We start from the raw sequence: 24228 nt of genomic DNA, 5'->3' as shown, positions 1-24228 counted from the left end.
TCACCCCCGCCGCCCTCCAGTACCGCCCCAGGAGACGCCACCATGACCCCTCCCCGCCGTGTCGCCGTGATCGGCGCCGGAGCGGCCGGTCTCGCCGCCACCAAGGCACTCCTCGACGCCGGCCTCGACACCGTCACCTACGAGAAGGGCGACCGGCCCGGAGGGCTGTGGGCCCGCGGCAACAGCAGCGGTCTTTCGCCGGCCTATGCCTCGCTCCACCTCAACACCAGCAAGGGCCGCACCCAGTTCGCGGACTTCCCCATGCCGGCCTCGTGGCCGGACTACCCGTCGGCCGACCTCGTGGCCGGCTACCTCGCCGACTATGCGGAGACCTTCGGTCTCATCGCACACATCCGCTACGGCACCACGGTCGTCTCCGTCGAACGCGAGGACGGGACGGGAACCGCCGCGGGGCATCCGCGACCGGCCCGCCCCGCGGCCGGGGGCCCGCCGGGCACCGGGCACGCCTGGCTCGTCACCACCGACACCGGCGACACCGCCCGCTACGACGCCGTCGTGGTCGCCAACGGCCACAACTGGGACCCCCGGCTGCCCGAACCGGGCTATCCCGGAAGCTTCTCCGGAACCCGCATCCACGCGCACGAATACCGCACCGCCGAGGCCTTCCGGGATCGCCGGGTGCTCGTCGTCGGCATGGGCAACTCCGCCATGGACATCGCCGTCGACGCCTCGTACACCGCCCGCGGCCCGGTGCTGCTCTCGGCCCGCCGCGGGGTGCACATCGTCCCCAAGTACCTGTTCGGCCGTCCGGCCGACGCGACCGGCGGTGCCCTGTCCGTCCTGCCCTGGCGGATCCGCCAGCGGATCGCCGAGACCCTCCTCACGCTGGCCGTGGGCCCCCCGCAGCGCTACGGGCTCCCCGCCCCCGCCGGCGGCCTCTTCCAGAACCACCCCACCGTCAGTGACACCATCCTGCACCGCCTCACCCACGGCGAGGTGGCCGCACGCCCCGGCATCGACCGCTTCGACGGGGACAGGGTCGTCTTCACCGACGGCCGTTCCGACCCGGTCGACATCGTCGTCTGGGCCACCGGGTACCGCGTCACCATCCCCTTCCTCTCGGCCCGCTGGACGGGCGGGGACCCCGAGCAGTTGCCCCTGTACAAAAGGGTGTTCCACCCGGACGACCCCGGGCTCGCCTTCGTCGGGCTGATGCAGTCGACCGGCGCCGCCCTCCCCGTCGTCGAGGCACAGGCCAAACTGGCCGCCGCCCGCCTGTCCGGCGCCTACGCCCTTCCCCCGGCGGCGGAGCGGCGGCGCTCCACCGACCGCGATCTGCGCGAGGCCACCGCCCGCTGGGGGATCGACCGGAGGCCGCGGATGCGGATCGACTTCGACCGCTACCTCGCCGACCTGTCCCGGGAGACGAAGGCCGGACGTGCCCGCGTGCGCCGCGCCGCCGGCCGCCGGGCCGCCCCGGCCACCCGCGCGGAGAACACCGAGGAGAGCACCGTATGAACACCGGCCCCCGTACCACCGCGACCTTCCGTACTTCTCCCGGGGCCGCCCTCGCCGCCCTGCTGGGCGGCGGCCGCCGTGACGCGCGCGGCCTGCGCGTTCTCGTCACGGGCGCTTCCGGCACCTTCGGCCGGGCACTCTGCGAACGGCTCGCGGCGCTCGGCGCACACGTCGTCGGCCTGGACATCGCCCCCGGGCCGGACGACCGGGCCGAGGTCCTGGCCTGCGACATCACCGACGACGACGCCGTGTCCGGCGCGGTGGCCGAGGCCCTCGCCCGGCTCGGCGGCCTGGACCTGCTGATCAACAACGCGGGAATCGGCGGGCCCGCCCCCGCCGAACTCCCGCCCGGCCCCGAGGTCCGCCGCCAGCTCGACATCAACCTGCTCGGCACCTGGCGCGTGACGGCCGCCTGCGTGGACGCCCTCGTGGCCTCCCGGGGCCGGGTCGTCATGGTCTCCTCCCGGATGGCCGTCATGCAGCTGCCCCTGGCGGCCGCGTACGGTGCCTCCAAGCGTGCGCTGGTGGCGTACGCCGACGCGCTCCGCCTGGAGATCGGCACCCACGTCGGAGTCAGCTGCGTCTACCCCTCGGCGGTGCGCAGTCCCATCCACGACTCGACCGCCGCGGCCGGGCTGTCCCTGGAGGGGATGAGCAGGTACGAGCCGCTGGAGGGCGTGGTGGAGGCGGTGCTCCGGGCCGGGCTCGGCCACCGGGTCCGCCGCGATCTGGCCACCACCCGGCGGGGAGCGGTGGAACTCCTCCTGGCCCGCCATCTGCCGTCGCTGACCGACCGGATCGTCGCCCGCACCCTGGCCGGCCGCGTCCGGTCCGGCGCCTTCGACGGCGCGGAGCCGGCCGCCGGCGTCGTCCGGCGCCACGGAGGCCGGCCGTGACCGCCGTCCCCGCTGTTCCCGACCCGCCGACGCGGGAGGCCGCCGAGCGGGCCGGACACCTGCGGCGGGCGCGGGCCGACGACCTCGTGGCGTACGCCACCGGCTCGGTCGGTATGGGCGTGTGGGTCACCGTCCCCGGGCTGCTCCTGCTGTACTTCCTCACCCACACGCTGGGCGTCTCGCCGTTCCTGGCCGGACTGACGCTCCTGGTGCCGAAGATCGTCGACGCTGTGGTCCACCCGCTGCTGGGCACGCTCTCCGACCGGCAGGCCCGCCGCGCCGGGCACCGGCGGGGCATGCTCCGCTGGGGACTGCTGCTGCCGCTTTCCCTGGCGGCCCTGTTCACCGTGCCCGCGGGCCTCACCGGGCCGGGGGCCGCGCTGTGGGTCGGTGGCTGGTTCATCGCCGGCAACCTGCTCTTCGCGTGTTTCCAGGTGCCGTATCTGACGACGCCTTCCGACCTGCGGATCGGCTACCACGAGCGCACCCGGGTCTTCATGTTCCGGATGCTCTTCCTGACCCTGGGGCTGCTCGCCTCCGGGGTCGCCGCACCGGCCCTGGTCGCGTCGGGGGGCCGCGGGGACTACTCCCGGATGGCGGTGCTGCTGGCGATGGGCATGGCCGTCTCCGGGGTGATCGGCCTCGCCGGTGTCCGGCGGCTCACCGGCCGCTGCGGCTTCCGCCCGCCCGGCGGGCACGCGCACTCCGTCCTGGGGGATCTGCGCCTGGCCGGGCGGGACCGCGACTTCCGGTCGCTGGGGCTGTCCTACCTCTTCACCGGGACCACCACGCATCTCTTCCTCGCGGCGCTGCCCTTCTACACCCGGTACGTCTTCGGGGACAGCGGCCTCACCACCGTCTTCATGGGTGGCTTCCTCGCCCCGGCCGTGATCGCCGGGCCCGGCTGGCTGTGGCTGTCGCGGCGTACGGGCAAGCAGCGCGGACTGCTGCTGGCACAGGGGGTGTTCATCGCCGGTTCGCTGGCACTGCTGCTGGGCGGGACGGCCGGCGTGGCCTTCACGGTCGTGGTGGTGGTGGCCCTCGGTACCGCCTTCGCCGGGCTGCAGCTGCTGGCCTTCTCGATGGTGCCGGACGCGGTGGCCGCCGCGGAGACCCGGGGTACGGCCCGCGCCGGCGCGTACACCGGCGTCTGGACGGCCACCGAGGCGACGGGGACGGCCCTTGGGCCCTATGTGTACTCGGCGGCCCTCGCCGTCGGCGGCTTCGTCGCCACCACGGAGGGACACACCGTGGCGCAGCCGGACTCCGCGCTCACGGCACTGCTCCTGGGCTTCACCGTCCTCCCCGCCGCGCTGATGGCGGTCGCCGTCGCCTTCCAGCGTCGCTGCGGCCTGGACGAGGCCGCGCAGCGGTGACCGGGGGTCCGGGCGGCCCGCATGCGGATCGGGGTGTTCGGGGGCGCCGGAGCGGCGCGGAGCGTCCGGGGCACATCCGGGCGGAGGCCGGAGAGGCCGAGCTCGGTTACCTGCTCCTGCCGCGGGCATGGGGACGCGGGTACGCCGCCGAGGCGTGCGCGGCGGCACTCGGCTGGTTCGCCGCCGCGCATCCCGGCGAGCCGGTGGTGCTGTGCACCCGGACCGCCAACGCCCGCGCGATGCGCCTCGCGGCGAGGCTGGGATTCACCGAGGTGGAGCGGTTCGAGGAGTGGGGCGCCGAGCAGTGGTTCGGTGTGTGGTCCCCGGCTCCGCCGCCCGGTTGAGCCCGTGCCCGGCAGCGCGGGGCCGCCGGGCGCATTCCACGGGCGTCGGCCTCGGCGCGTTCGGGCCCGGCGGCCGCGCTGCCTGACGGCCCCGCCCGGGCGGGGCGTGCCGGTGGGGCTGGGGCGGGGACATGCGCTGACCTGACCGTTCCGGAGACCGGCGGCGCCCACCGCACAGCACCGCCGACAGGCGGGAGTTGTACGGGTGGTGTACGGGCGAAGACACCACACGGCCGGTGCGCGGTGGATCATGATCCCTCCCCGTGGGCCGGAGGCGGCGGAGCCCGTGCTCCCGACCCGGCGGAGTGGCGTGTCCGGCGACGGTGCCGCGCCGCGTCCAATGCCGCAGCGGCGCCTCACCGACAGCCAGGCCGGCCCCGGCCTGACGCCGGAGCCCACCTGGTCGCACTTGTCCGTTCCGGTGCCGGGTTCGAGAACTGCGTCCCGGTCGGGCGAGAGGGAGTCACCGCAGCCTGATCATGCTTCCCCGGCCCCGGTGTGTCAGGCGGGTGTGAGCCGCTCGTAGCAGTCGTAGTTCCGCTGAGTGATGATCTTTCCATCGCGAAACTCCAGGAAAGCCGCGATATGGGCCCGCAGGGTATGTCCTGCGGGCAGGTCGCCCAGGGGAACGGCGATCGTCCCGGTCCAGAGCACTTCGAGAGCGACTTGGTTGCCCACGGCGAGGGCGTTGAGCACCTCGAAGCTCTGCGCACCCAGTGTCTTGCGGCCCGCTTCGGCGGCAGCGCACAAGCCGGCCAGATCTCGGACGTCGCCGGCGGGGAAGAGCGCGTTGGGCAGCTCGTGGTGGGTGGCGTCGGGATGGAAGAACGCGGAGAGTTCCTCGCCGCTGGCGAAGTCGGAAACGGCCTGGTGGTAGCGGACAGCGGTGTCGATGTTGGTATGCCGTTGCAGTGACATATCAACAAACATAGTTGTACAACCTTGGTTGTCAAGTGCAGGATGTTCTCATGCCGCCCTCACTCGACCCGCAGCAGTTGGACACCGGAACACTCGCCCTCTTCGCCGGCCAGGCCGCCGCCCTGCTGGTTCAGGAGCAGTTGGCCGAGCAGGGGTTCGGCGATCTGCGTTTCTCGCACGGCTATGTCTTTCAGTGCCTGATCGACGACGAGCCCACGGTCGGCGAGCTGGCCGCGCGCCTGGGCATGACCCAGCAGGGCGCCTCCAAGGCCGTGGCGGAGCTCGAACGCCTCGGTTACTGCGAGCGTGTGCCTGATGCCGCCGACGCCCGGGTCCGCCGCGTCCGACTGACCGGCCGCGGCCAGGACGCCGTGGCCGCGGCACGGTGCGCCCGCAGCGCTCTGGAACAGCGACTGGCCGACCGCTTTGGCGAACAGCACCTGGCCGGGTATCGAGACCTGCTGGTCCGGCTCTTGGACGAGCTCGGCGGAACCACAGCGATCGAGCGCCGGGCCGTACGACCACCCCGGTAGTCACGCGGAACACACGCACCGGCTGTTCGCCCCGCGCGGGAACACATGCAGGGTGGCGTCGTTCAGGCGGTGCGTCCGGGGCGATGCGGATCCGAGGCAGGAGGGCTCGCCCGGGTGTGGAACGGAGGCAGGCACGGCTTCCGGTGATCACGAGGCGTCGAGTCCCTGATCACCACAACGTGAGACCGTGCCTGTCCGCTCGCCTTCTCCTGTCCCCGGCGGTCTGGGCCGGTTCGCCGACGCGCCACCGGCTTCACGCGGCGAACTCCCCGGCTTGCTGACTGCCTGGCCGCGGTCCCCGGCCCCCGTCGGCTCACTCCTGCCCGCGTCCGGCGGGGTTTCGCAACGTCCGCGCGACCGTGCCCGCCCGGCAGCTGCACCTCCTGCAGTCCCGGCCTCGGATGTGCCCACAACATGGCACAGGTGATGCTCGATTCGCCTCGCCGGGTGGTGAGGCCGCGGGCCGACTGAACCGGCTGCGAAGCCGAATCGGGGCGCTGACCAGTCCGTATACCGCCTCGGCCGCGGGCAGTCCGGGTGCTGCCCGCGGCGGGCGGGGCGGAGGAGGAGCGTGGCGCCGGCGGTGAACCCGACCTCAGGGAACCACTCGGGTCCTTACGGTCAGATCGCCCGGAGACAGTTCGAGGGTGACGGTTACGGACCCCAGCTCGGCCGTCGAAGCGACGTGGGTGCCGCCGCACGGGATGCGCGCCCGGCCGCTCGGCAGATCGCATGTCCACCAACGGCGGGCGGACAGGTGGAACTCCTCGCGGTCGATGCGCGCCGCGCCCCCGTCCGCGACCCAGGCGGCCACCTGCCCGTTCACGGCGTCCTGGAGCTCGGCGAGCCGTTCCGCCAGGACGGCGGCGGCGAACCCGGCCTTGCGCAGCGACTTGCCGAGTCGGTACCTGTCGACGCTGCCGTAGGGCAGGATCCGGGACTCCGTGATCGCCGTCTGGTCGAAGTCGGGGTTGCCCAGGCAGTCCAGGCGCGGCGGTTTCTTCGACCACAGATCCGCCACCTGCCCGTTCAAGGCGAGGGAGACAAGGTGGCATGCGGAGTGCCCGGCGCTGAGGCCGGCCCGGTACTCCCCGTCCACGGTCAGGTCGATCTCCTGCCCGACGGCCGGTGGCGCTGTGCCGCCCTCCGGCCGGCCGAGTACATGGACGACCACGAACGACCAGTCCGGGTCTCCCCGGCGTACCGGGATGTCCCCTCCGGTGAGGAGGCCGTCGGGCCCGGGGCCGACGGCCCCGGTGACGGCGTCGACCACGGTGTGGCACGTGCCGCCGGAGACCGCGGTCCCCCGGTCGGCAGGCTGGTCGGGCCAGGTGTGATCCAGAGGATGAAACGGTGTGCGGTCCGTGACGAGCAGCAGCCTGCCCTCGGCGTCGTGTTCGACCCGTTGGATCCGGGTCTTCGCGCGGAGGGTTCCCTCCGGGAAGAGCACTTCGGTGGGTGGGATCCGGGTGGCGATTCCGGTCATCGGTGGGTCAGTGTCTCCTTGTGAAGGGTACGGCCCGCCGTGGCGGCGGGGGCTTCGTGGTCACAGGGCACGTACCGCTCACGCCCCGCCGGCGGAGGAGAGGTCGACGGGCATTTTCTCCTGCCGGCGCTGCCGGGGCCGGTCGCGGCTCACCGAGCCGAGTTCGACCACGTACATCGCGATCAGGACCATTGCCGCGCCCGCCATCTGGGCCAGGGTCAGGCGGTCGCCGACCAGCCGCCCGATCAGGGCGGCGAACACCGGCTCCATGGTCATCACCACGGCCACCCGGACCGCGCTGATCCGGGTCTGAGCCCAGGTCTGGACGACGATGGCGACCGCGGTCGCCAGCACTCCCGTCATCAGGACGCCGAACCATGCGGAGGCGTCCGGGGGGACCACGCGAAACCCGTCCGGCACCGAGGCGGCTCCGCACAGCACCGTCACCGTGAGCAGTTGGACGACGACGAGGGCGTACGGGTCGCGACCGGTCACCCACTCGCCGGTGCCGACGATCTGCAGGGCCAGGCAGAAGGCGCAGAGAAGGGTCAGTACCTCACCGTAGCCAATGGCAAAGCCGCGCAGGGTCAGCAGGGCCAGGCCCACCACGGCCAGCCCCGTGCCCGCCCATGTGGTGGCTGCCAGCCGTTTGCGCAGCACCACGGCGCTGATCAGCGGGGTGAAGACGACGAACATGCCGGTGATGAAGGCGGACACGGTCGACGAGGTGTGCTGCAAGCCGTACGCCTGGAGCAGATATGTCGCGGCCAGGGCGGCGCCCAGTAAAACCCCCCGTAGGACGCCGCCTCGGTCCAGGGCGAGCAAGGACCGCGGTCTGAGCGCGACGAGCACCAGGGCGGCCACTGCGAAACGTGCGGTGTTGAAGCCGCTCGCGGGCATCCGGTCGACCGCGTCCTGGATCACGACGAAAGTGGACCCCCACACCGCTGCGACGGCGACCATCAGCAGCAGAGCCGGAGCAGTTCCCCGGCGGCGGCTTGCGGTGACGTCGTGAGAGGGCGTCACGGGTGAACTCTCCTTTTCGGCCGGGGCCCTTCGGGCATGCTCCGGCGTCTGCCGCCGGTGGTCGGGGTGCGGGGGCGAGGACGTCAGCTCAGTACCCGGGAGCGGGAGCGCTGGTGGATGTAGGCACGCCGAATGTCGCGTGCCAGGTTGGTGCGTTTCAGCCAGCGATCGGTGCCGTCGTAGCGGGGAGTGAACGTCTCCCTGCCGTGCACGACCCGGTAGTTGTCGACGAAGACCGCCTCACCGGGTTCCAGCACTACCCGCTCGGCCGCGTCGGCGAGGTGGGCTTCGCATTCACGCAGGGATTGCTCTGCCTGGTCGTCGCCGGGTTCGGGCCGGGTGAAGTCCGGATCGATGCGCAGATAGGGTTCGTTCCTGGGGCCGAAGAGCACGGATCCCCACTCGGATTGCCGCCCGGTCAGGTCGGCTTCGGTGGAGTCGGCGAAGTGGGCGTCGTCCGGGAAGAAACGGAAACGGTCGTCCCACAGGGCGGTCAGTCCCCGCAGGTTGTCGGAGGCGGTGATGCGTGAGATCGTCGTGCCCACCCGGTCGGGATTCCGCAGGCAGAAAAGCGAGACGTAGTCGCCGCGGCAGGGGTGGAACACATCCTCCGTGTGCAGGTTCAGTGCGGCCCGGCTGCTGGCGTTGGTGAGCGACTCCTCCATGCTGCGGGAGGGGCAGACGTCGTGCACCAGCCGGCCGCCCTGGCTTCCGGTCCAGCCGAACGGGTCTCCGAGGAGCGAGGCGCACAGCAGCAGGACGACCTCCTCCAGCAGGCCGGCCTCGTTCCGGTGGGCCTCCTGCCAGGACTCGGGGGTTGGAGGAAGGTCCTCCGCGACCGGGAGGTTGGCCACTGTGATCAGGGGCTCCTCCTTCACCCGGGCCCCGGCCATGAAACGGCGCAGCCCCACGGGCAATTCCTCGGCTTCGCGACGTAACTCCTCCGTGGAGCGAACCGCGTCCCAAGGGTGGGAGTTCAGCAGGAATTTTTGACCCAGGTCCCTTACATGTAACTTTTCGTTACTGTCAAGTGTATAGCGGCTCACTACATGTCCCCTGTGAGGTGAGTGCGATGTGGACGGCGACGCGAAATGCAATAGGGCAAAATCGCTGATGCTGTTTTGGTCCGTCGCCCCTGTGGTTGGCGCGATATACGGGAATCAAGGCCAGAAGTTCGGCCGGCAGGCGAACCAAGAGTCCGGAAGGAAGGCAAGGGAAAGCCCGACTCCCCTCCGGGCGAACCCATGTTCATTGAACCTCGGCAGGTCTGTCAAGGAACGGCATCCCGATATCGCCCCTTGGCGAGAAACACTCCCGTGATGCGGCCGAAATGGTAGCGTGCTGCGCGGCTGCCCGGGGGGCGCTGTGCAGAAATCCGATTCACCGGACTTCAGGAGCGGTATGGCCGAGGGCAGGCATATCGGTACAAGGGACTCGGCGGAGAGCGGGAGGGCTGTGCCGTCCTCCGGTTCGGGCGTGGGAGACGACGACATCGAGGCGGTGTTACCCCGCTCACGCCCTTCGTCGGTCGCCGCACACAAGCCAGTCGGCGGGTGGGGCCGGGCACCTAAGGCGCGCAGGACGTGATCCTGTACCTGAGCCTGCGCACCGTCGGTTGGCTGGCCGACAACCTGCTGCTGTTCGGCACCCCTCTGCTCTGCTACCGCATGACCGGCGACGTGAGCTGGTCCGGAACGGCGGTCGCTCTGCTGTGGACCCCGCGGCTGGTCTCGCTCGCCGGGGCCGGTCCCCTGCTGGACAGGCTGTCCATCAGGCACGTCTTCATGCTCTGCGACTCGGTACGGCTGGGAGTCGGTGCGGCCTGCTCGCTGGCGATCGTGGCCCGGCCGGAGCTGGGGCTGCCCGCCGTCCTGACCTTCGCCGTGGTCTCGGGCGTGCTGTTCGAGCCGACGTTCGTGGCCGGGGAGAAGGCCGGCAAGCTGCTCGCCGCACCGGAGCGGGCGGCCGGGGTCCAGTCCGCACTCACCGCGCTGGAACAGGCCGCGATCATCGCCGCCCCGGCGCTCGGCGGCCTGCTGCTACTCGCGCCGCCCGTGGCGTTCGTCCTCGCCGCGAGCGCGGGCTACGCCGCCGGCCTGCTGCTCGACCGTGCCCTGCCCACCGTGCGCACCACCGGCGGACGGATTCGGCTGTTATCGGGCGTGCGGCACAGCCTCGGCGACCCGTTGCTGCGGTCGGTGGTGGTTCTGACCATGCTGCTGAACTACCTGCTCGGCCTCGTCACCGGCAGCGCCGCGGAACTGGTCTCGACGGCCTTCGGAGTCTCCGCCAGCGGACTGAGTTTCGTCTACTCCGCCGCGGGCGTCGTCTCCGTCGTGGTGGTCGGAGCCGCGCCGTACCTGATCAGGCGCTTCGGGCTGGGGCGGTACGGCATCGGTACGGCGCTGGCCTCAGGCGTGACCTGCCTGGCGCTGACCCTCGCGCCCACCATGACCCTCTTCGGAGCCTGTCTCGGGGCGTTCCTCGCCCTCGACTCGCTCTTCAGCGTGTACATGCGCACCAGCAGGGCCGAGCGGGTGCCGGCGGAGGTCTTCGGCAGCACGGTCACCGTCTTCGCCCTGCTGGCCGTCGTCCCCGTCCCACTGGCCGGCGCCACCCTGGCAGTGCTCGGACAGCACGCGAGTCCGAGTCTCGTGCTGCAGGCCGCGGCCGTCGGAGCGCTGCTGCTCATGTCGGTGCTGTCGCCGTCACTTGCGAGGGCCTCCCGGCGCCCCGCCCTCGCCTCCCCGATGGCCGGCGGGACGGAACCCGGCCCGGTCCGGGGCGGCGCCGTCACTGTGGAACCTCTCCGGAAGGAAACGCCACCCGTGCTCGAAATGCCCGAACCACTCACGCCCCCGCCCGCGCCCCCACCACGCGTCCTGGTGATCGAAGCAGTCTCCGGAGGCGCGCTGTTGGCTCAGGAGGCGCTCCGCCAGGGCCACTCGGTCGTCATCGCCAGCGCCGACACGGCGGACCGGACCATTCCGGAAGAACTGCGCGACCGGATCGAGGAATTGGTGACCGTGGAGACCAACGACTCCGCGGCGTTGTTGTCGGCGGTACGCGAACTGCACGCGCGCAGTCCGGTGTCGGCGGTCTTCCCCGGTTGCGACGTGTACGTGCCGACAGCCGCGCGGGTCGCCGCGGCCCTCGGCCTGCGTGGCCTCGACGTGACGATGGTGGACCGGGTACGGGACAAGACGCGGATGCGCGAGGCGGTCGCCGCGGCCGGGCTGCGCTGCCCGCGGTTCACCGAGGTGACGGACGTGGAGCAACTGCCGAAGGCCGGCGAGCACGTCGGGTTCCCGTGCGTGCTCAAGCCTGTCGACCAGTCCGGCAGCCTCCATGTGACACTCGTCCACAATCCGGCCGAACTCGCCGCGGCCTACCGGAAGCTGAGCGGTGACCCCTTCATCGACCTTGGCCGTCCGATGGGAGAGCGGGCACTGGTCGAGGAGTACCTGGCGGGTCCTGAGTACAGCGTCGAGGGGTACGTGCTCGACGGACGGACGACGGTGGTGGCCGTCACCGAGAAGATCCTCGGCCCGGAACCTCACTTCGCCGAGCTGGGGCACACCGTACCCGCCCCGTTGCCGACCGGGCTGGAGGAGGAGATCGGCGTCTACGTCGAGGATGTGGTCCGCGCCGTCGGCCTGACCGTCGGACCGTTCCACTGCGAGGTGCGGATCACCGCGCACGGGCCGGTACTGGTCGAGATCGGGGCCCGGATGGGCGGGGACCGGATCACCGACCTGGTGAAGCTGGCCCGGGGTGTCGACCTGGCCCGGGTGTGGCTCGCCGCTCTGCTGGGCGAGCCTCCGGAGGCGGCCGGGACCCTCGCCCCGGCGGCGCCGGTGGCGGGCGTCCACTTCTTCACCGCGCCCGGCGCCGACCGGTTCACCGGCGCTGCCGGACTGGCCGACGTCCTGGCGCTCTCCGGAGTCCGCCGGGCCCGGATCGACCTCGCACCCGGCGACCCGATCCATCCGCCGACGGACTTCCGCTGCCGGATCGGCTGGGCCGTCTTCACCGCCGAATCGCACGAGGCCGCGGCAGAGCTGCGGCGACGCATCGACGAGACCTTACGTATCAACCCTGCGGGGGGCACACATGCCTGAGACACCGGACCCTGATGTGGCGGACTACGTGGCGATCGGCGTCGGGCCGGCCAACCTCAGCCTGGCCGCGCAGGCCGAGGCGGTGCCCGGACTGCGCGGGATCCACCTGGAGCGGCGCCGGGAGTTCGCCTGGCACCCCGGTCTACTGCTTCCCGGGGCGGTGATCCAGATATCGCCGTTGAAGGACCTCGTCACGCCCGTGGACCCCACCAGCGACTACTCCTTCCCGTCGTTCCTGGTCTCCACCGGGCGGTTCTACGACTTCCTCAGCGCCCGGTTCCCCGCGGTGCACCGGGCGGAGTACAGCGAGTACCTCGCCTGGGCGGCGCGGCGCCTGCCGACCGTCCGGTTCGGCCACGAGGTGCGCGAGGTGCACTTCCGCGGCGACCACTTCGAGGCGCTCACCGACCACGGCGCCTTCCGGGGACGGCACCTGGTGCTGGGCACCGGCGGCACACCGGTCGTCCCCGCCGTGTTCCGCGAGCACCTGGGGGAGCGCGTCTTCCACGCCGAGAACTTCCTGCGGCACGAGGCGGTCCTGCCGGGGCGGCGGGTGGCTGTGGTCGGCGGAGGCCAGAGCGGTGCCGAGATCGTCCGCCACCTGCTGGCCGCCGGTACCGCGGAACGCATCACCTGGGTGAGCCGCAGACCGGGTTTCGTCCCACTGGACGAGTCGGCCTTCGCCAACCACCTGTACCGCCCGGAGGCGGCGCGCGAGTTCTTCAGCCGCTCGCCCGCCGAACGCGCGGTACTGCTGCGGGAGCGCAAGCACACCTCCGACGGCATCAGCGAATCACTGCTCGCCGAGATCTACCAGCGGATCTACCTCGCCACCCACGTGGAGGGCAGAACCGGTTTCATCGACCTGCTGCCGGGCCACGAGGTGGTCGGGGCCGCCGCCGCGGACGACGGCTACCGGTTGACCCTCAAATCGGTGGATTCGGGGGCCCTGCTGGACGCCGACGCCGTGGTACTGGCCACCGGATACGAACAGCGCCCGGCAGCGTGCACCGCCCCGCTGGCCCTGCGGCTGTGCATGGCCGAAGGAGCACCCGTGGTCCGCGAGGACTTCTCCGCGGAGTGGGACGGGCCCGACGGACATCGCATCTACCTTCAGAACGGCGCCAGACACGCGTTCGGCGTCGCCGACCCCAACCTCAGTCTGGTGGCCTGGCGCAGCAAGGTGATCCTCGACAGCATCCGTGACGCAACCGGCATCCGCCCGAAGGGAAGCGTGAGCCCGTGACAGTCCAGCCCACCCCGTCCGGACGTTCCGTGCTGCTGCGCTTCCTGCCCCCCGACACCGACGAGACCGGCACCTCGAGCCGCGACGCCGACCTGGACGCCGCCGAAGTCCTCACGGCCGTCGGACGGCTGCCGGTGAACCTGGCCGTGTTCACCGTCCCCGCCGGAGCGGTCACACCGCCCGACAGCCACCACTCGCACGAGATGTGGCTGGTGCAGAGCGGGCACGGCCGGGTCCGCTGCGGCGATCGCGAGCACCCCGTCGGCCCCGGCGCGCTGGTCGCCCTGCCCGGTGGCGAGGTGCACCAGCTCCACGCCGACCAGGAGGAGCTGACCGTCGTGTCACTGTGGTGGCAGCCGTAGATGGGCGCCGCCGGACGAATCCACGACCTGGCTGTGGTCGGCACGGGGATCATCGGGGCCGCGGCGGTCGCCCTGGCCGCGGCGAGACGTCCGGACGCGTCCCTGCTGGCGGTCTGCTCCGGCACGGTGCACGACGGCTCGACCGGCCTCTCGCTCGCCGTCGACATCCTCTCGGGCCGGACGGCCGAGCAGCGTTCTCTGGCCGTCAGGAGCCTCCGGTTGTTGACGCTGCTGGAGCCGATCGCCCCGGCACTGCGCGGCCGGCGGGTTCCGACGTACTGGTTGGTCCCCGAGGACGGGGTCGCCGCCGCCGACGAGCAACTGGTCGGCGACCGGCTGACGCCTTGCGACCCCGGGGAGAACGCGCTTCTGGCGGAGCCGTTCGGCCTGCTGCCGGCAGCCCCGGGCACGATGCTGCTGCGCTCGGCTCCCGCCCGGGTGGTGGAGCCGGCCGCCGTGGTGCGGCAGCTACTGGCCCCGCTGACCGGGCGCCCGGGCAACGCCCTGGTTGAGGGTTTCACCGTACGAGCCGTCCTGCCCTGTTCCGACGGGTGGCGCCTCGTGGCAGAGGACGGCGGTGAGCTGCGGGCCCGCAAGGTGCTGGCGGCGCCGGGAGCCTGGGCGCTGCACGGGCCGTTCGCGGGGGCCGCCCGGCGGCACGGGGCCCGCACCAAGAAGATCGTCGCCTACCGGCTGCGGGCCGTGCCGCCCGGTCGCGGCACGGAACCGGCCGGGCCGCGGCCGCTGCTGGTCGTCGACGAGCCGGACGCCTTCCTGCTGCCCGCCGCCGGAGGGGACGGGACGGACTGGTGGTGCAGCATCACCAGCACCCACTGGGACTGTCCCCCCGGCCGCACCGAGCTGTACGCCGCCGGCCCGGACCGGGCCGAGTTGGACGCCGTCCGCGGCGACCACCTGCCGGGCTTCCGCGGAGACATCGTCGGCAGCCGGGTGGGAGCGGACGTCTACGCACCCGGCTTCAGTCCGCTCACGGTCCCCCTGGACGGCCGGAACGACGCGGTCCTGGCGACCGGCGGGGCAGGCTCCGGCTTCCGGCTCGCCCCGGCCATCGCCGACCGCGCCCTCGACCTCCTCGACTTCCGTTAGGAGACCCGCATGATCTCCACCAGACGAGCGGCCCGGCACTACCTGCTGGCTCCCTCGGAACCGACCCCCAACGGGCCGCTCCACCTCGGGCACATCGCGGGCCCCTTCCTTCGCACAGACGTGCTGGCCCGCTTCCTGCGCATGCGCGGCGACGTGCCGGCCGTGATGACCGGGACCGACGCCTACGAACCGTGGGTGGCGATGAAGGCCAGGATGAGCGGAACCGACCCGATGACGGTCGTCTCCCACTACCACCGCGAGATACGTACGGACCTGGAGGCGTTACGCATCGGGATCGACACCTTCGTCAATCCCGTGGAAGAACCCTGGCACACCGGGTTCCGCGAGGAGATCGACTCCTGCCTGCGCCGCCTGCGGGAGCGGGGCGCGGTCGTCACCCGCACCGAGCGCATGCCCTACGACCCGGGCGGCGGCCGGTTCGTCATCGGGCCCCTGCTCCTGGGCGGCTGCCCCGACTGCGGGGCCGAGGCGGCCGGCTACTTCTGCGAGGAGTGCGGCGCTCATTTCCGTCCCGAGGAGATCACCGATCCCCGGGCCCGGTTCGCCGGGGACGAGGAGCACTGGGAGTGGCGGGACGTCGATTCCCTCTTCGTCCGCGCCGTGACGCCCGCCGATCTGGAGACCGAGTTCGACCGGCTGGATCTCGCGGAGCGCTACCGTGACACGGTCCGTGCGCTGGTGCGCCGGTGCGGTGGCGGCTTCCGGCTGTCCGTGCCCGAGCGCTGGGGCATGCCGCTGCCCGGACAGCCGGGCCACGGCCCCGTCCCGGCTTCGCTGTTCTCGTACGCCGGGTGCTTCATGTTCGCGCGGCTCCTGGGAGAGCTGCACCGGCGGCGGATCGGAGCCGATGTCAACTCCTTCTCCCCGGTGTCGGACGTGGTGACCGTGACCAGCATCGGCAGCGACAACATCGTGCCGACCGTGCTGTGCATCAACGCCGTCGCCCCCGTGCACGGGGACACCAGGCCGTACGACCGATGTCTGGTCAACGAGTTCTATCGGCTGGAGGGCGAGAAGTTCTCCACCAGCAGGAAGCACGCGATCCGCGCCTCGACCGTCGCCCGTGTGCCCGGGCTGCCGGCGGACGCCACGCGCCACTACCTCGCCATGAACAACCCTGAGACACGACAGACCGACTTCGTGGTCAGGGAGTTCCTCGCCCATGTCAATGGCCGGCTTGCCGGGGAGCTGGAGAGCCGGGTCGAGGCGGCGTGGAAGTCCCGGCCCGAGGTACCCGGCCCTCTCCCCGGGCGTGTACTGACCGCGCTGAACAACCGGCTGGAACGGATGGAGCGCGCGCTGGACGGGCCGACCGTCCATCTGGCCGAGACCTGCGCGGTGTTCGACTCGTGGATCGATGCCTTTGCCGACGGCGGTGGCACCCCCGACTGGCACTACTGGTGGCTGAAGGGCGTCGCCCTGCTCGGCTACCCCCTGACACCGGATTACTGCACCGACCTGTGGCACCGCCTGGGTGCCCACGGCGAACCGCGCACCGCGGACTTCGCCGACACGACACCACCGTCGCCCGACGCGTACGCGCGGTGGTTCCACTTCGTCTCCGAAGCCGATTTCGCCCCCTGCCTGCCCGCCTCGCTCCGCTGAGCGGGGAACGCCGAACGAGAAGTTGACGAAAGAGCACACATGCCCCCTGCTGACCGCGCGCACTACCTGGTGATCAACCGCTACGACGACGAGGACGCCGACTACGCCCGTCACTGCGCCGGGCACACGTGCGACCTTTCCTACGTCACCCTGTCCGACTGTGTGGCCGCACTGGGGGCGAACGATCCGGGGCGGGTCGCGGTGGTGCCGTCCCTGACGGTCGAGGCCGTTCTCCAGGCGGCGCGGGAGCTGGCCGGGCTGCACGGGGCGTTCGACGGAGTGGCCGGACTCTCGGAGTACGACGTGCTGACCGCCGCCATGATCCGGGACTCCCTGGGGGTCCCCGGACCGTCGCACGACCTGGTGCGGGGCTTCAAGGACAAGGTCGAGATGAAGCGGCGTCTGTCCGCGGCCGGTGTTCCGGTACCCCGGTTCGCACCGGTTGGTCCCGGTTCCCCGGTCGCCGAGGTGGAGGCGGCGGTCGGGCTGCCCGTCGTCCTCAAACCGCGCTCCGGGGCGGGGTCCGCCGGGGTACGCGTCATCCACGACCGCGAGGGCCTGGCGGCCGAACTGGCCGCACTGACCGAACCGGACTCCCACGAGTGCGAGGAGTACGTCTCCGACGAGATCTACCACGCGGACGGGGTGCTCTCCGGAGGACAGAGGCACTTCGTGAGCGTCTCCGGCTACGCCAACACCCCGTTGGACTTCGCCAGGGGAATGCCACTCGGGTCGGTCGTCCTCGATCCCGGACCGCTGCGCACGCGCATTGCCGACTTCGCGGTCGAGTGCGTCACCACGCTGGGGCTGAAGGACGGCTGCTTCCACTTGGAGGCGATCCGCCGCCCCACCGGAGAGCTCCTCTTCCTGGAGGTGGGACTGCGTCCCGGCGGCGCGGAAGTACCCTTCGTGCACCGCGACTTCTACGGCATCGACCTGGCGACCGAGACCTTCCGCAGTTCGGTCGGCATGCCGCTCGAAACCGAGGGGAGCCGTTTCCCCGACTCCGCCACCGTCGGGTGGGTCGTGTTCCCGGAGCCCGCTCGGTTGCCGAGCCGGATCGTGTCGTGCACCTCGATGGCGCCCGTGGTGCCCCAGGTGTACGCGGAGGTGCTGCCCGCTGTCGGCGAGGTGTTCGACGGGACCGGAGGCTACTTCCACGTTCCCGGCCGGTTCCGGCTGACCGGCCCGGACGAGCGGAACGTCCGGGCGGCGGTGCGTCGCGTCATGGCCGAGTACACCTACGAGGCGGAGCCGGCGACCTGAGGTTTCCCACGGTGCCGGACACCTCCGGTCCCAGACCGGCCAGGGGCCGGGCCGGGGGTCTTCTACAGCGATGAAGGCCTGCTCGCCCGGTCCCAAGGAGGCCGCGGCCGCGTGGTCTCCGCCTGACCGGGGACCACGCCTTCGAGGGCCTGGCCGGGCGTGCGCAGCCCACGGGAACCGCGGGAGGAGGGCGGGCAACACCTTCGCCGAGTCGCCCGGCGCGACCCTCCGGCGCGAGCGTCCCGTGGAACCCGCCGCTGCGACGGGGTGCCCGCGCCTGCCGTCCGTGGAGCCATCCCATCGGCAAAGAGGCGGCAGTCGTGCCGGGCCCGGAGACCGGCAGCCCCCTACAGGGCCGCGAGGAAGACGACAGAGGTACGGTTCAGACCGTCGTTCCGCGGCGCGGCTCGGAGCGCCGTCCCCGCCGTCCGGCGCGTCAGCCTCCTCGTCCTTCTGCGGCCGGCACCGTACGGACCAGGGCGGCGGCTGCCACGCTCACCTCCGCGGGAATCCACCACAGTACGGCGGGCCGGCCCTCCGGCGTGCTGGTCGCGATCAGGGGGCGAACGCGGTGGCCGTACCGATCTGAGCCCCACCCCGAAGCCAGCACCCACGGACACCGAGGCACCAGCACAGCCTGACCACAGCCACACACCAAACTGATCAACCCAGGCCGGATCCCCAACCACTGACCGGAGAAACCTCCCCCGGACACCACCGCACTGCGGGAGTTGGGGGAGCTGTGACGGGGAATCAGAGGGTCTGTCAAACGAGCCGGTGTAACCAGGGTGGTTGGGGTTACTGGCGGGCTGCGGAGATCCTCTGCCAGAGCCGGCAGGTCTTTCTCCTGTACCGGCGGGGGCGAGACGGACGCGTCCGTGATGGTGTCCGGCTTCGCCCCCTCGCTCGAACCTGGCGCGGGGGAGGTGGTGCTTACGGCGTAAGCACCACGAGAGAGCTGTCGTCGGCGCTTCTTGTTCTCCGTGCGCTCTGTGAGGGCTTCCTGGGCGGCGTCGTGCTGCTGTTGCTCGGGGAGCTGCCCGACGCGGCGGGCGACCTCGACCGGGAGGCTCTTGTCTTCGACGGCCTTCTGTAAGCCGAGGGTGTGCTTCAGAAGGGCCAGGCGCTGGGTGACCCAACCGCTGGATTTGCCGAGGGCTCTGGCGACGGCGCGCTGGGAGTCGTGGACTTCGATCAGGCGCTGGAGTGCTTTGGCTTCATCGAGCGGGTCGAGGTTCTCGTGCTGGACGGCCGCGGTGAGGGCGGTTTCCAGGAGAGTGTCGGCGTTCTCGGCGAGGGCGTCGTCGATGTGGACGGGGACGTCATCGAGGCCGGCGAGTTTGGCGCCCTCGAGGCGGCGGTTGCCGTCGACGACGACGTACTCGGCAGGGCCGAGGGCATCGTCGTGGTCGGGGTGGGCTTCGAGGAAGGCCTGGCGGGTGACGACGGTGAGGGGTTGGATGACGCCTCGCCCGGTGAGGCTGTCGGCCATCTCGGCTCACCTCCGCTCGCGCGGAGAGGACTCGGAGGCGACGTAGTCGGGGGTACCGACGACCGTCCTCTCCGCGCGAGCGGAGGTGAGCGGTCACACCATCGAGCGATGACAAGCCGGACGGAAGGTCACATCCCGCACTCTCACAAACGCGTTCATGATCACGGTGGCCGTCCCCATGCCCTCACCCAGCCCCTGCAAGCAGCTGACCAGCGCAGACACCAGAACTACAGCTGCCGTGTCAGTGGCGCAGGGTGTCCGTTTGACGGACCTGCCCCGCCCGCGGGGGAACCCGGAGGATGGCACATCGCAACCACAGTGGCCGAACATGCGTCTTCCCACACATGGCCTGGCCGTCCGGACGTGGGTGAGGCTCCGGCGGCACGGCGTCCTGGAGGTATGCGATGAACACATGGGCGGTACCCGGGTACAGCGATTCACTGGAACTCGGGTCGGGGGCGAGCGGCCGGGTCGTCCTGGCCGTGCACGAGGAGACCGGAGTTCCGGTCGCGGTGAAGTACCTCAGCGAATCACTTCACACCCGTCCGGACTTTGTGCACGATTTCCGGGCGGAGGCGCGGCTGCTCGGCGGCCTCCGGAGCCCGCACGTCACGGAGTTGTACGAGTACGTCGAGAGCACAGACGGCGCCGCCATAGTGATGGAGCTGGTGGACGGCGTCCCGTTGCGGGCCCTGCTGCGCGATCAGGGGCCGATCGGCCCCGAGGCCGCGCTCGTCGTGCTCAAGGGATCGTTGCTCGGCCTGGCCGACGCGCACCGCGTCGGCGTCGTCCACCGCGACTACAAGCCGGAGAACGTCCTGGTCACGCCGGACGGGTCGTCCAAGCTCGTCGACTTCGGGATCGCGGTCGACGCGGGCACCAGCGCCGGTGTGGCGGGTACGCCGTCCTACATGGCCCCGGAGCAGTGGACCGGCTCACCCGCCTCTCCCTCCGCCGACGTGTACGCGGCCACGGCCACTTTCTTCGAGTGCCTGACCGGCCACAAGCCGTACGCGGGAGACAACCTCGCCGAACTCGCGCTGCGGCACGTCGACGCGCCCGTCCCCGCCGAAGAGGCGCCCGAGGCGGTGCGTGAGCTGGTGCGCCGCGGTCTGGCCAAGGACCCCGGGGAACGGCAGGCCGAGGCCGAGGCATTTGTCAGAGAACTGGAGGAGACCGCAAGCACCGCCTACGGGCCCGATTGGGAGCAACGGGGCCGCGGCCGGCTCGCCGCCATGGTGGCCCTGCTACCGCTGCTGCTGCCCTCAGCCCGTAGCGAGCCCCGGACCACCACGGACACCGCGCGCACGGATCTGGGGCCCGGGCCAGGCCGTGGCGGGGCGCGGTCGTGGCTGCCCGGCCGCCCCGGGACGCTCGTGTCGACCGCCGCCGTGCTCCTCGGTGTCCTGCTGACCTACGGTGTCCAGCACGCCCCGGGATCCGCTTCGCAGAAGGCTGCGCAAGCCCTGGCCACCACCCGTGCCCGGCCCGGAGCGGAGTCGACGTCACCCACCGCGTCGCCCTCCCCGTCCTCGTCCGCATCGCCGAGCGCATCGGACGACCTGTCCCCGTCCCCGGGCCCGTCGCCCTCGGGCACAGCGGGCCCCGCGGCCACCGCCACGGCGGCACCGGCCACGACCGCCACGGCGCCCGGCGGTACGGCCACCACCTCCACCGCCTCGCCCGCCGCTCCCACGGTCAAGGACGTCGCGGTGTCCTCCTTCCGGCAGACAGGCCCAACGACCGCTACGGTGACGATCGACGTCACCACGGACGGAACCGGGCCGGTCTCCGTCACCGTCTCGTGGTTCTCGGGCAACCTTCCGGGACAACTCGGCGCGCCGGACGGTGCGTCCCAGACCTTCTCGCGCAGCGGCACCACCCAGCACACCATCAGCGTGAACCACACCTTCCGCAACAGCGGCTGTTACTGGGCGGTGCAGGCCACGACCACCCCGCCCGCCACCGGCGGCGGCGCCTCGCAGCAGCTTCTGACCAGGCGGTGTGAGATCGGATGACCGCTCAGAACGACCGCCCGTCCACGCCCGCCGAGGACGGCGAGCCCACCCAGGTCCTGTCACCCGGCGGTGAGGCCACGCAAGTACCGCCGCCTGCGGGTGAGACCACTGAGGTCTTGTCGCCTGTGGAGCAATCCACCAAGGTGCCGGCACCCACTGGCGAGCGCGCCTCCACCGTCCGCCTGGATGCCCCCGCCGGCGGCCCCGCCTCGGGCGACGAGTCCCGCTCCGCCAATGCCGAATACAGCGCGACCATTCTGGCCAGCCACTGGATCGAGCGTCCCGGGCCGGACGGCACCACCCTCAAGGAATCGCCCACCACAGAGAACCATCCGACGCTGGTGGCCGATCGCATCGAAAGCGGCGTGCTGCGTTTCGGCCCAGGCGTGACCGCCGCCATCGCCCACCGCACCCACCGGACGCTCCCTGCTGTGCAGCCGCCCCCCTCAGCGGCCCGCCGCCGATGGCGCAGACACGCTCTGCCGACGCTGGTGGTACTGCTCGTCCTCGCCTTCCTCGCCTGGCAGCGCCTCGGGCCGCCCGTCGCCGTGCGCGAGGTGTCGGTCTCAGCCCGGCCAGTGGCTCTGGGCTGCGACGACACCGCGGACATCGTCGGCCTCGTCACGACGAACGGCCGTCCGGGAACGCTCACCTATCGCTGGATCCGAAGCGACGGCACCACCTCGGGCGTCCTGCGGGAAGTGGTGGTCCGGGGCCAGCGCCAAGCGCGTCTTCGCCTGCGGTGGACCTTCCAGGGGCAGGGTCACCATACGGCGCGGGCGGACCTGCGCATTTTCTCTCCGGCCCACCGGTCGGTCACCACCCGCCTCACCTACGCCTGCCCCTGAGGATGCGGGATGTGGCCTTCCGTCCGGCTTGTCATCGCTCGTTGGTGTGACGTTGGGGCATCGCTGCCGGTCGGACGTTCGAGGTTCGCTTGGGTTGCGGCATGGACATGCGCAAGCCGTACCCGAGCGATCTCACCGATGAGCAGTGGGAGCTCATCGAACCCGTGATCACGGCATGGAAGGCCCAGCACCCCTCGGTCAGCGGTCACCAGGGCAAATACGCGATGCGGGAGATCGTGAACGCGATCCTGTACCAGAACCGCACCGGCTGCCAGTGGGATTTCCTGCCCCACGACATGTCTCCGCCCGGTGCGGTGAAGTACTACTTCTACCTCTGGCGCGACGACGGCACCAACCAGTGAGGGGCCTCGCGTTTTCCGGGCAGGTGATGCAGCCGGTTATTTCATGCGGCGAGACGGAGTCGTTCATATTCGGCGTGCGCTTCTTGCGGCGGACGATAACCGATCGCCGAGTGAAGACGCCTGCGATTGTACCAGAATTCGATATACCGAATAATGTCCCGCCGGGCCTCCGCTCGGGTGTGATACGTCACGCGTGACACCCGTTCATTCTTCAGGGCGCCGAAGAATGATTCGGCCATGGCGTTGTCGAAACAGATTCCGGTCCGGCCGGCCGAGCGCCGCAACCCGAGCCTCCCGAGGGTCTTCCCGTACTCGGTCGACATGTAGTTGCTGCCGCGGTCGGAGTGGAATATCGCCCCCTTCGCGAGCTTCCTGTTGCGGGCCGCGTTCCGGATCGCCCGGGATATCAGCGGCGTCTGGTAGTGGTCGTCCATGGCATATCCGATGATCTCCTTGGTGCAGCAGTCGATGACGGTCGCCAGATAGAGCCACCCCTCGCCGGTGGGAACGTAGGTGATGTCGCCGACGAGTTTTTCACCGGGTGCATCGGCGGTGAAGTCACGCCCGACGAGGTCCGGCACCGGCCCCGGCGCCGCCCGGGTCAGCGCCCACCGCCTCGGCCGCGGCTGGCAGGTCACCAGGCCCAGCTCACGCATCAACCGGCGAATCAGCTCCGGGCCGGCGGCGACGCCCCAGCGCAGCAGCTGGGCGTGGATGCGGCGGTAGCCGTAGGTGCCGTCGGACATGTCGAATGCCTTCTTGGTGAGCAGCCGCAGTTCCCCGCGCCGCTGGGCGGTCGCGGAATCGGGCCGGTTTCGCCAGTCGTAGTAGCCGGAGGTGGATATGCCGAGTTGTCTGCACATGAACTCGACGGAGTAGGCGTACTCCGCGTTTCCGAGCCGCATCGTTTCGATGAACTCGTACTTGCTCGCTACCGGGGATCCTTCGCGAAGTACGCTGCGGCTTTTTTCAGGAAGGAGTTTTCCGTCTCCAGTTCGCGGTTACGGCGTTCGAGTTCCTTCAGCCGGGCCCGCTCGTCCACCGGCAGCGGCCCGTCCTGCCGTTCGTGTTCGCGCTCGTGCTGGCGCACCCAGGTGCGCAGCGTCTCCGGATTCATCTCGGGTTCCCGGGCCACATGGGCGATGGGCTTGCTGGATTTCAACGCCAGTTGGACCGCTTCTTCGCGGAACTCCGGCGAGTACGGACTTGGACGTGCCACGTGCTTCTTCCCTCGATTCCTTACAGGACAACCCTATTGGGTCCCTGTCCGGGATCCTCGGGGCCCCTCAACTGACGTGTCAACGGACTCTACAACGGCAGGATTTGGAGGGACCAAAGATCCACACCGTTTGCGGCTCTGACTGACTGTTCTCTATCCGTCCGTGTGGTCGGAGGGATTCGAACGAGGCCCTGGTTCGGGCGAGTCGGCCGGTGTGGGCGCATGGAGGAAGGGCCTCTTGGCAGCTCGCGGTTGTCGAATCCAGCGAGAGACAAGAGGCCCTGTTGTCGAAGTGTCGCGTGGTCATCTTCGCCGAGTCCAGTTCGTCCACCCCTGGGTGCGACTGTCTCGCCCATTGGTTCGGAAACGCGGCTGACCGGCCGGAGCGCCGACCCCGGTACTCCTCGGACATGAGCGATGCGGAGTGGGCACGGGTGCGGTATCTGCTGCCGGTGCCGGCCTGGCTGGCGCGCCGGGACGGGCGGCCGGAGGACTGCTGAGCG

Annotated in this window: 18 protein-coding genes and 3 pseudogenes; 15 read left to right on the top strand and 6 right to left on the bottom strand. The window is 71.0% G+C overall.

The annotated features are described in order from the left end of the window. Window positions 1-42: 42 nt before the first annotated feature. The 4 genes and pseudogenes from ACGRHY_RS00225 to ACGRHY_RS00210 form a co-directional block, all read left to right on the top strand. Window positions 43-1479: a flavin-containing monooxygenase gene (locus tag ACGRHY_RS00225; RefSeq protein ID WP_394633338.1), complete on the top strand. Its 1437-nt coding sequence runs from the start codon at window positions 43-45 to the stop codon at window positions 1477-1479. Continuing rightward, the gene (locus tag ACGRHY_RS00220) at window positions 1476-2375 is read left to right on the top strand and encodes an SDR family NAD(P)-dependent oxidoreductase (protein ID WP_394633337.1); all 900 of its coding nucleotides are present in this window, start codon (window positions 1476-1478) and stop codon (window positions 2373-2375) included. Before ACGRHY_RS00225 ends, ACGRHY_RS00220 begins: the two co-directional genes overlap by 4 nt. Then, window positions 2372-3751, top strand: coding sequence for an MFS transporter (locus ACGRHY_RS00215; RefSeq protein ID WP_394633336.1), 1380 nt, complete (start codon window positions 2372-2374; stop codon window positions 3749-3751). The genes ACGRHY_RS00220 and ACGRHY_RS00215 overlap by 4 nt, the downstream gene beginning before the upstream one ends. A gap of 47 nt (window positions 3752-3798) precedes the next feature. Beyond that, window positions 3799-4095 (top strand): annotated as a pseudogene (locus tag ACGRHY_RS00210) (GNAT family N-acetyltransferase); the annotation flags it as partial. A gap of 501 nt (window positions 4096-4596) precedes the next feature. Here ACGRHY_RS00210 and ACGRHY_RS00205 read toward each other — a convergent pair. After that, window positions 4597-5013, bottom strand: a complete 417-nt coding sequence (locus ACGRHY_RS00205) for a nuclear transport factor 2 family protein (RefSeq protein WP_394633335.1) — start codon at window positions 5011-5013, stop codon at window positions 4597-4599. A gap of 50 nt (window positions 5014-5063) precedes the next feature. Here ACGRHY_RS00205 and ACGRHY_RS00200 point away from each other — a divergent pair, with 50 nt between their 5' ends. Continuing rightward, a complete protein-coding gene (locus tag ACGRHY_RS00200) occupies window positions 5064-5546 on the top strand; it encodes a MarR family winged helix-turn-helix transcriptional regulator (protein ID WP_394633334.1) in 483 nt (160 codons plus the stop codon). Window positions 5547-6141: 595 nt separating this feature from the next. Here ACGRHY_RS00200 and ACGRHY_RS00195 read toward each other — a convergent pair. The 3 genes from ACGRHY_RS00195 to ACGRHY_RS00185 form a co-directional block, all read right to left on the bottom strand. After that, window positions 6142-7032 (bottom strand): alanyl-tRNA editing protein, encoded by an 891-nt coding sequence (locus ACGRHY_RS00195; protein ID WP_394633333.1) that lies wholly within the window; start codon window positions 7030-7032, stop codon window positions 6142-6144. Window positions 7033-7110: 78 nt separating this feature from the next. Further along, entirely contained in the window at window positions 7111-8058 is a 948-nt protein-coding gene (locus tag ACGRHY_RS00190) for a DMT family transporter (RefSeq protein WP_394633332.1), read from the bottom strand. A gap of 83 nt (window positions 8059-8141) precedes the next feature. Further along, window positions 8142-8969, bottom strand: coding sequence for a TauD/TfdA family dioxygenase (locus ACGRHY_RS00185; protein ID WP_394633331.1), 828 nt, complete (start codon window positions 8967-8969; stop codon window positions 8142-8144). A gap of 672 nt (window positions 8970-9641) precedes the next feature. On the opposite strand from ACGRHY_RS00185, the gene ACGRHY_RS00180 reads away from it, so the two are divergent. From ACGRHY_RS00180 to ACGRHY_RS00155, 6 genes are read left to right on the top strand one after another with little or no spacing between them, the layout of a single operon-like run. Beyond that, on the top strand, window positions 9642-12179 hold the full coding sequence (locus tag ACGRHY_RS00180; protein WP_394633330.1) for an ATP-grasp domain-containing protein: 2538 nt from the start codon (window positions 9642-9644) through the stop codon (window positions 12177-12179). Continuing rightward, complete coding sequence (locus tag ACGRHY_RS00175; protein ID WP_394633329.1) at window positions 12172-13425, top strand: lysine N(6)-hydroxylase/L-ornithine N(5)-oxygenase family protein; 1254 nt, start codon at window positions 12172-12174, stop codon at window positions 13423-13425. The genes ACGRHY_RS00180 and ACGRHY_RS00175 overlap by 8 nt, the downstream gene beginning before the upstream one ends. Continuing rightward, window positions 13422-13787 (top strand): cupin domain-containing protein, encoded by a 366-nt coding sequence (locus tag ACGRHY_RS00170; RefSeq protein ID WP_394633328.1) that lies wholly within the window; start codon window positions 13422-13424, stop codon window positions 13785-13787. The genes ACGRHY_RS00175 and ACGRHY_RS00170 overlap by 4 nt, the downstream gene beginning before the upstream one ends. Next, window positions 13788-14894 carry an FAD-dependent oxidoreductase gene (locus ACGRHY_RS00165; RefSeq protein WP_394633327.1) on the top strand — a complete coding sequence of 369 codons (1107 nt, stop codon included), beginning with the start codon at window positions 13788-13790 and terminating at the stop codon, window positions 14892-14894. It begins immediately after the preceding gene. A gap of 9 nt (window positions 14895-14903) precedes the next feature. Next, window positions 14904-16520 carry a class I tRNA ligase family protein gene (locus ACGRHY_RS00160; protein ID WP_394633326.1) on the top strand — a complete coding sequence of 539 codons (1617 nt, stop codon included), beginning with the start codon at window positions 14904-14906 and terminating at the stop codon, window positions 16518-16520. Window positions 16521-16559: 39 nt separating this feature from the next. Continuing rightward, window positions 16560-17786: an ATP-grasp domain-containing protein gene (locus ACGRHY_RS00155; RefSeq protein WP_394633325.1), complete on the top strand. Its 1227-nt coding sequence runs from the start codon at window positions 16560-16562 to the stop codon at window positions 17784-17786. 436 nt (window positions 17787-18222) lie between these two features. Here ACGRHY_RS00155 and ACGRHY_RS00150 read toward each other — a convergent pair whose 3' ends face one another. After that, the gene (locus tag ACGRHY_RS00150; protein ID WP_394633324.1) at window positions 18223-19278 is read right to left on the bottom strand and encodes a ParB/RepB/Spo0J family partition protein; all 1056 of its coding nucleotides are present in this window, start codon (window positions 19276-19278) and stop codon (window positions 18223-18225) included. Window positions 19279-19682: 404 nt separating this feature from the next. Here ACGRHY_RS00150 and ACGRHY_RS00145 point away from each other — a divergent pair, with 404 nt between their 5' ends. The 3 genes and pseudogenes from ACGRHY_RS00145 to ACGRHY_RS00135 form a co-directional block, all read left to right on the top strand. After that, window positions 19683-21296: a serine/threonine-protein kinase gene (locus tag ACGRHY_RS00145; protein ID WP_394633323.1), complete on the top strand. Its 1614-nt coding sequence runs from the start codon at window positions 19683-19685 to the stop codon at window positions 21294-21296. After that, on the top strand, window positions 21293-22144 hold the full coding sequence (locus tag ACGRHY_RS00140) for a hypothetical protein (protein ID WP_394633322.1): 852 nt from the start codon (window positions 21293-21295) through the stop codon (window positions 22142-22144). Before ACGRHY_RS00145 ends, ACGRHY_RS00140 begins: the two co-directional genes overlap by 4 nt. Before the next feature lie 101 nt (window positions 22145-22245). Continuing rightward, window positions 22246-22503, top strand: a pseudogene (locus ACGRHY_RS00135) (transposase); the annotation flags it as partial. A gap of 44 nt (window positions 22504-22547) precedes the next feature. Here the strand turns inward: ACGRHY_RS00135 and ACGRHY_RS00130 are convergent. Beyond that, a protein-coding gene (locus ACGRHY_RS00130) for an IS3 family transposase (protein ID WP_394633321.1) occupies window positions 22548-23725 on the bottom strand; the annotation gives its coding sequence in 2 pieces (ribosomal slippage) (window positions 22548-23464 and window positions 23464-23725; 1179 coding nt in all). 299 nt (window positions 23726-24024) lie between these two features. Between ACGRHY_RS00130 and ACGRHY_RS00125 the strand changes: the two are divergent. Continuing rightward, a pseudogene (locus ACGRHY_RS00125) lies at window positions 24025-24216 on the top strand (transposase); the annotation flags it as partial. Window positions 24217-24228: the final 12 nt, after the last annotated feature.

The organism is Streptomyces shinuiensis, assembly GCF_043660855.1.
Classification (GTDB): Bacteria; Actinomycetota; Actinomycetes; order Streptomycetales; family Streptomycetaceae; genus Streptomyces.
The sequence above is the reverse complement of the archived record's forward strand: the minus strand, read 5'-3'. Positions and strand labels throughout refer to the sequence as shown.

Bases quoted from the DNA above. Each gene is read 5' to 3' on its own strand.
- ACGRHY_RS00195 (WP_394633333.1), bottom strand. From the start codon at position 7,032: ATGACCGGAATCGCCACCCGGATCCCACCCACCGAAGTGCTCTTCCCG.
- ACGRHY_RS00160 (WP_394633326.1), top strand. From the start codon at position 14,904: ATGATCTCCACCAGACGAGCGGCCCGGCACTACCTGCTGGCTCCCTCG.
- ACGRHY_RS00205 (WP_394633335.1), bottom strand. From the start codon at position 5,013: ATGTCACTGCAACGGCATACCAACATCGACACCGCTGTCCGCTACCAC.
- ACGRHY_RS00150 (WP_394633324.1), bottom strand. From the start codon at position 19,278: ATGGCCGACAGCCTCACCGGGCGAGGCGTCATCCAACCCCTCACCGTC.
- ACGRHY_RS00165 (WP_394633327.1), top strand. From the start codon at position 13,788: ATGGGCGCCGCCGGACGAATCCACGACCTGGCTGTGGTCGGCACGGGG.
- ACGRHY_RS00220 (WP_394633337.1), top strand. From the start codon at position 1,476: ATGAACACCGGCCCCCGTACCACCGCGACCTTCCGTACTTCTCCCGGG.
- ACGRHY_RS00175 (WP_394633329.1), top strand. From the start codon at position 12,172: ATGCCTGAGACACCGGACCCTGATGTGGCGGACTACGTGGCGATCGGC.
- ACGRHY_RS00225 (WP_394633338.1), top strand. From the start codon at position 43: ATGACCCCTCCCCGCCGTGTCGCCGTGATCGGCGCCGGAGCGGCCGGT.
- ACGRHY_RS00145 (WP_394633323.1), top strand. From the start codon at position 19,683: ATGAACACATGGGCGGTACCCGGGTACAGCGATTCACTGGAACTCGGG.
- ACGRHY_RS00140 (WP_394633322.1), top strand. From the start codon at position 21,293: ATGACCGCTCAGAACGACCGCCCGTCCACGCCCGCCGAGGACGGCGAG.
- ACGRHY_RS00200 (WP_394633334.1), top strand. From the start codon at position 5,064: ATGCCGCCCTCACTCGACCCGCAGCAGTTGGACACCGGAACACTCGCC.
- ACGRHY_RS00155 (WP_394633325.1), top strand. From the start codon at position 16,560: ATGCCCCCTGCTGACCGCGCGCACTACCTGGTGATCAACCGCTACGAC.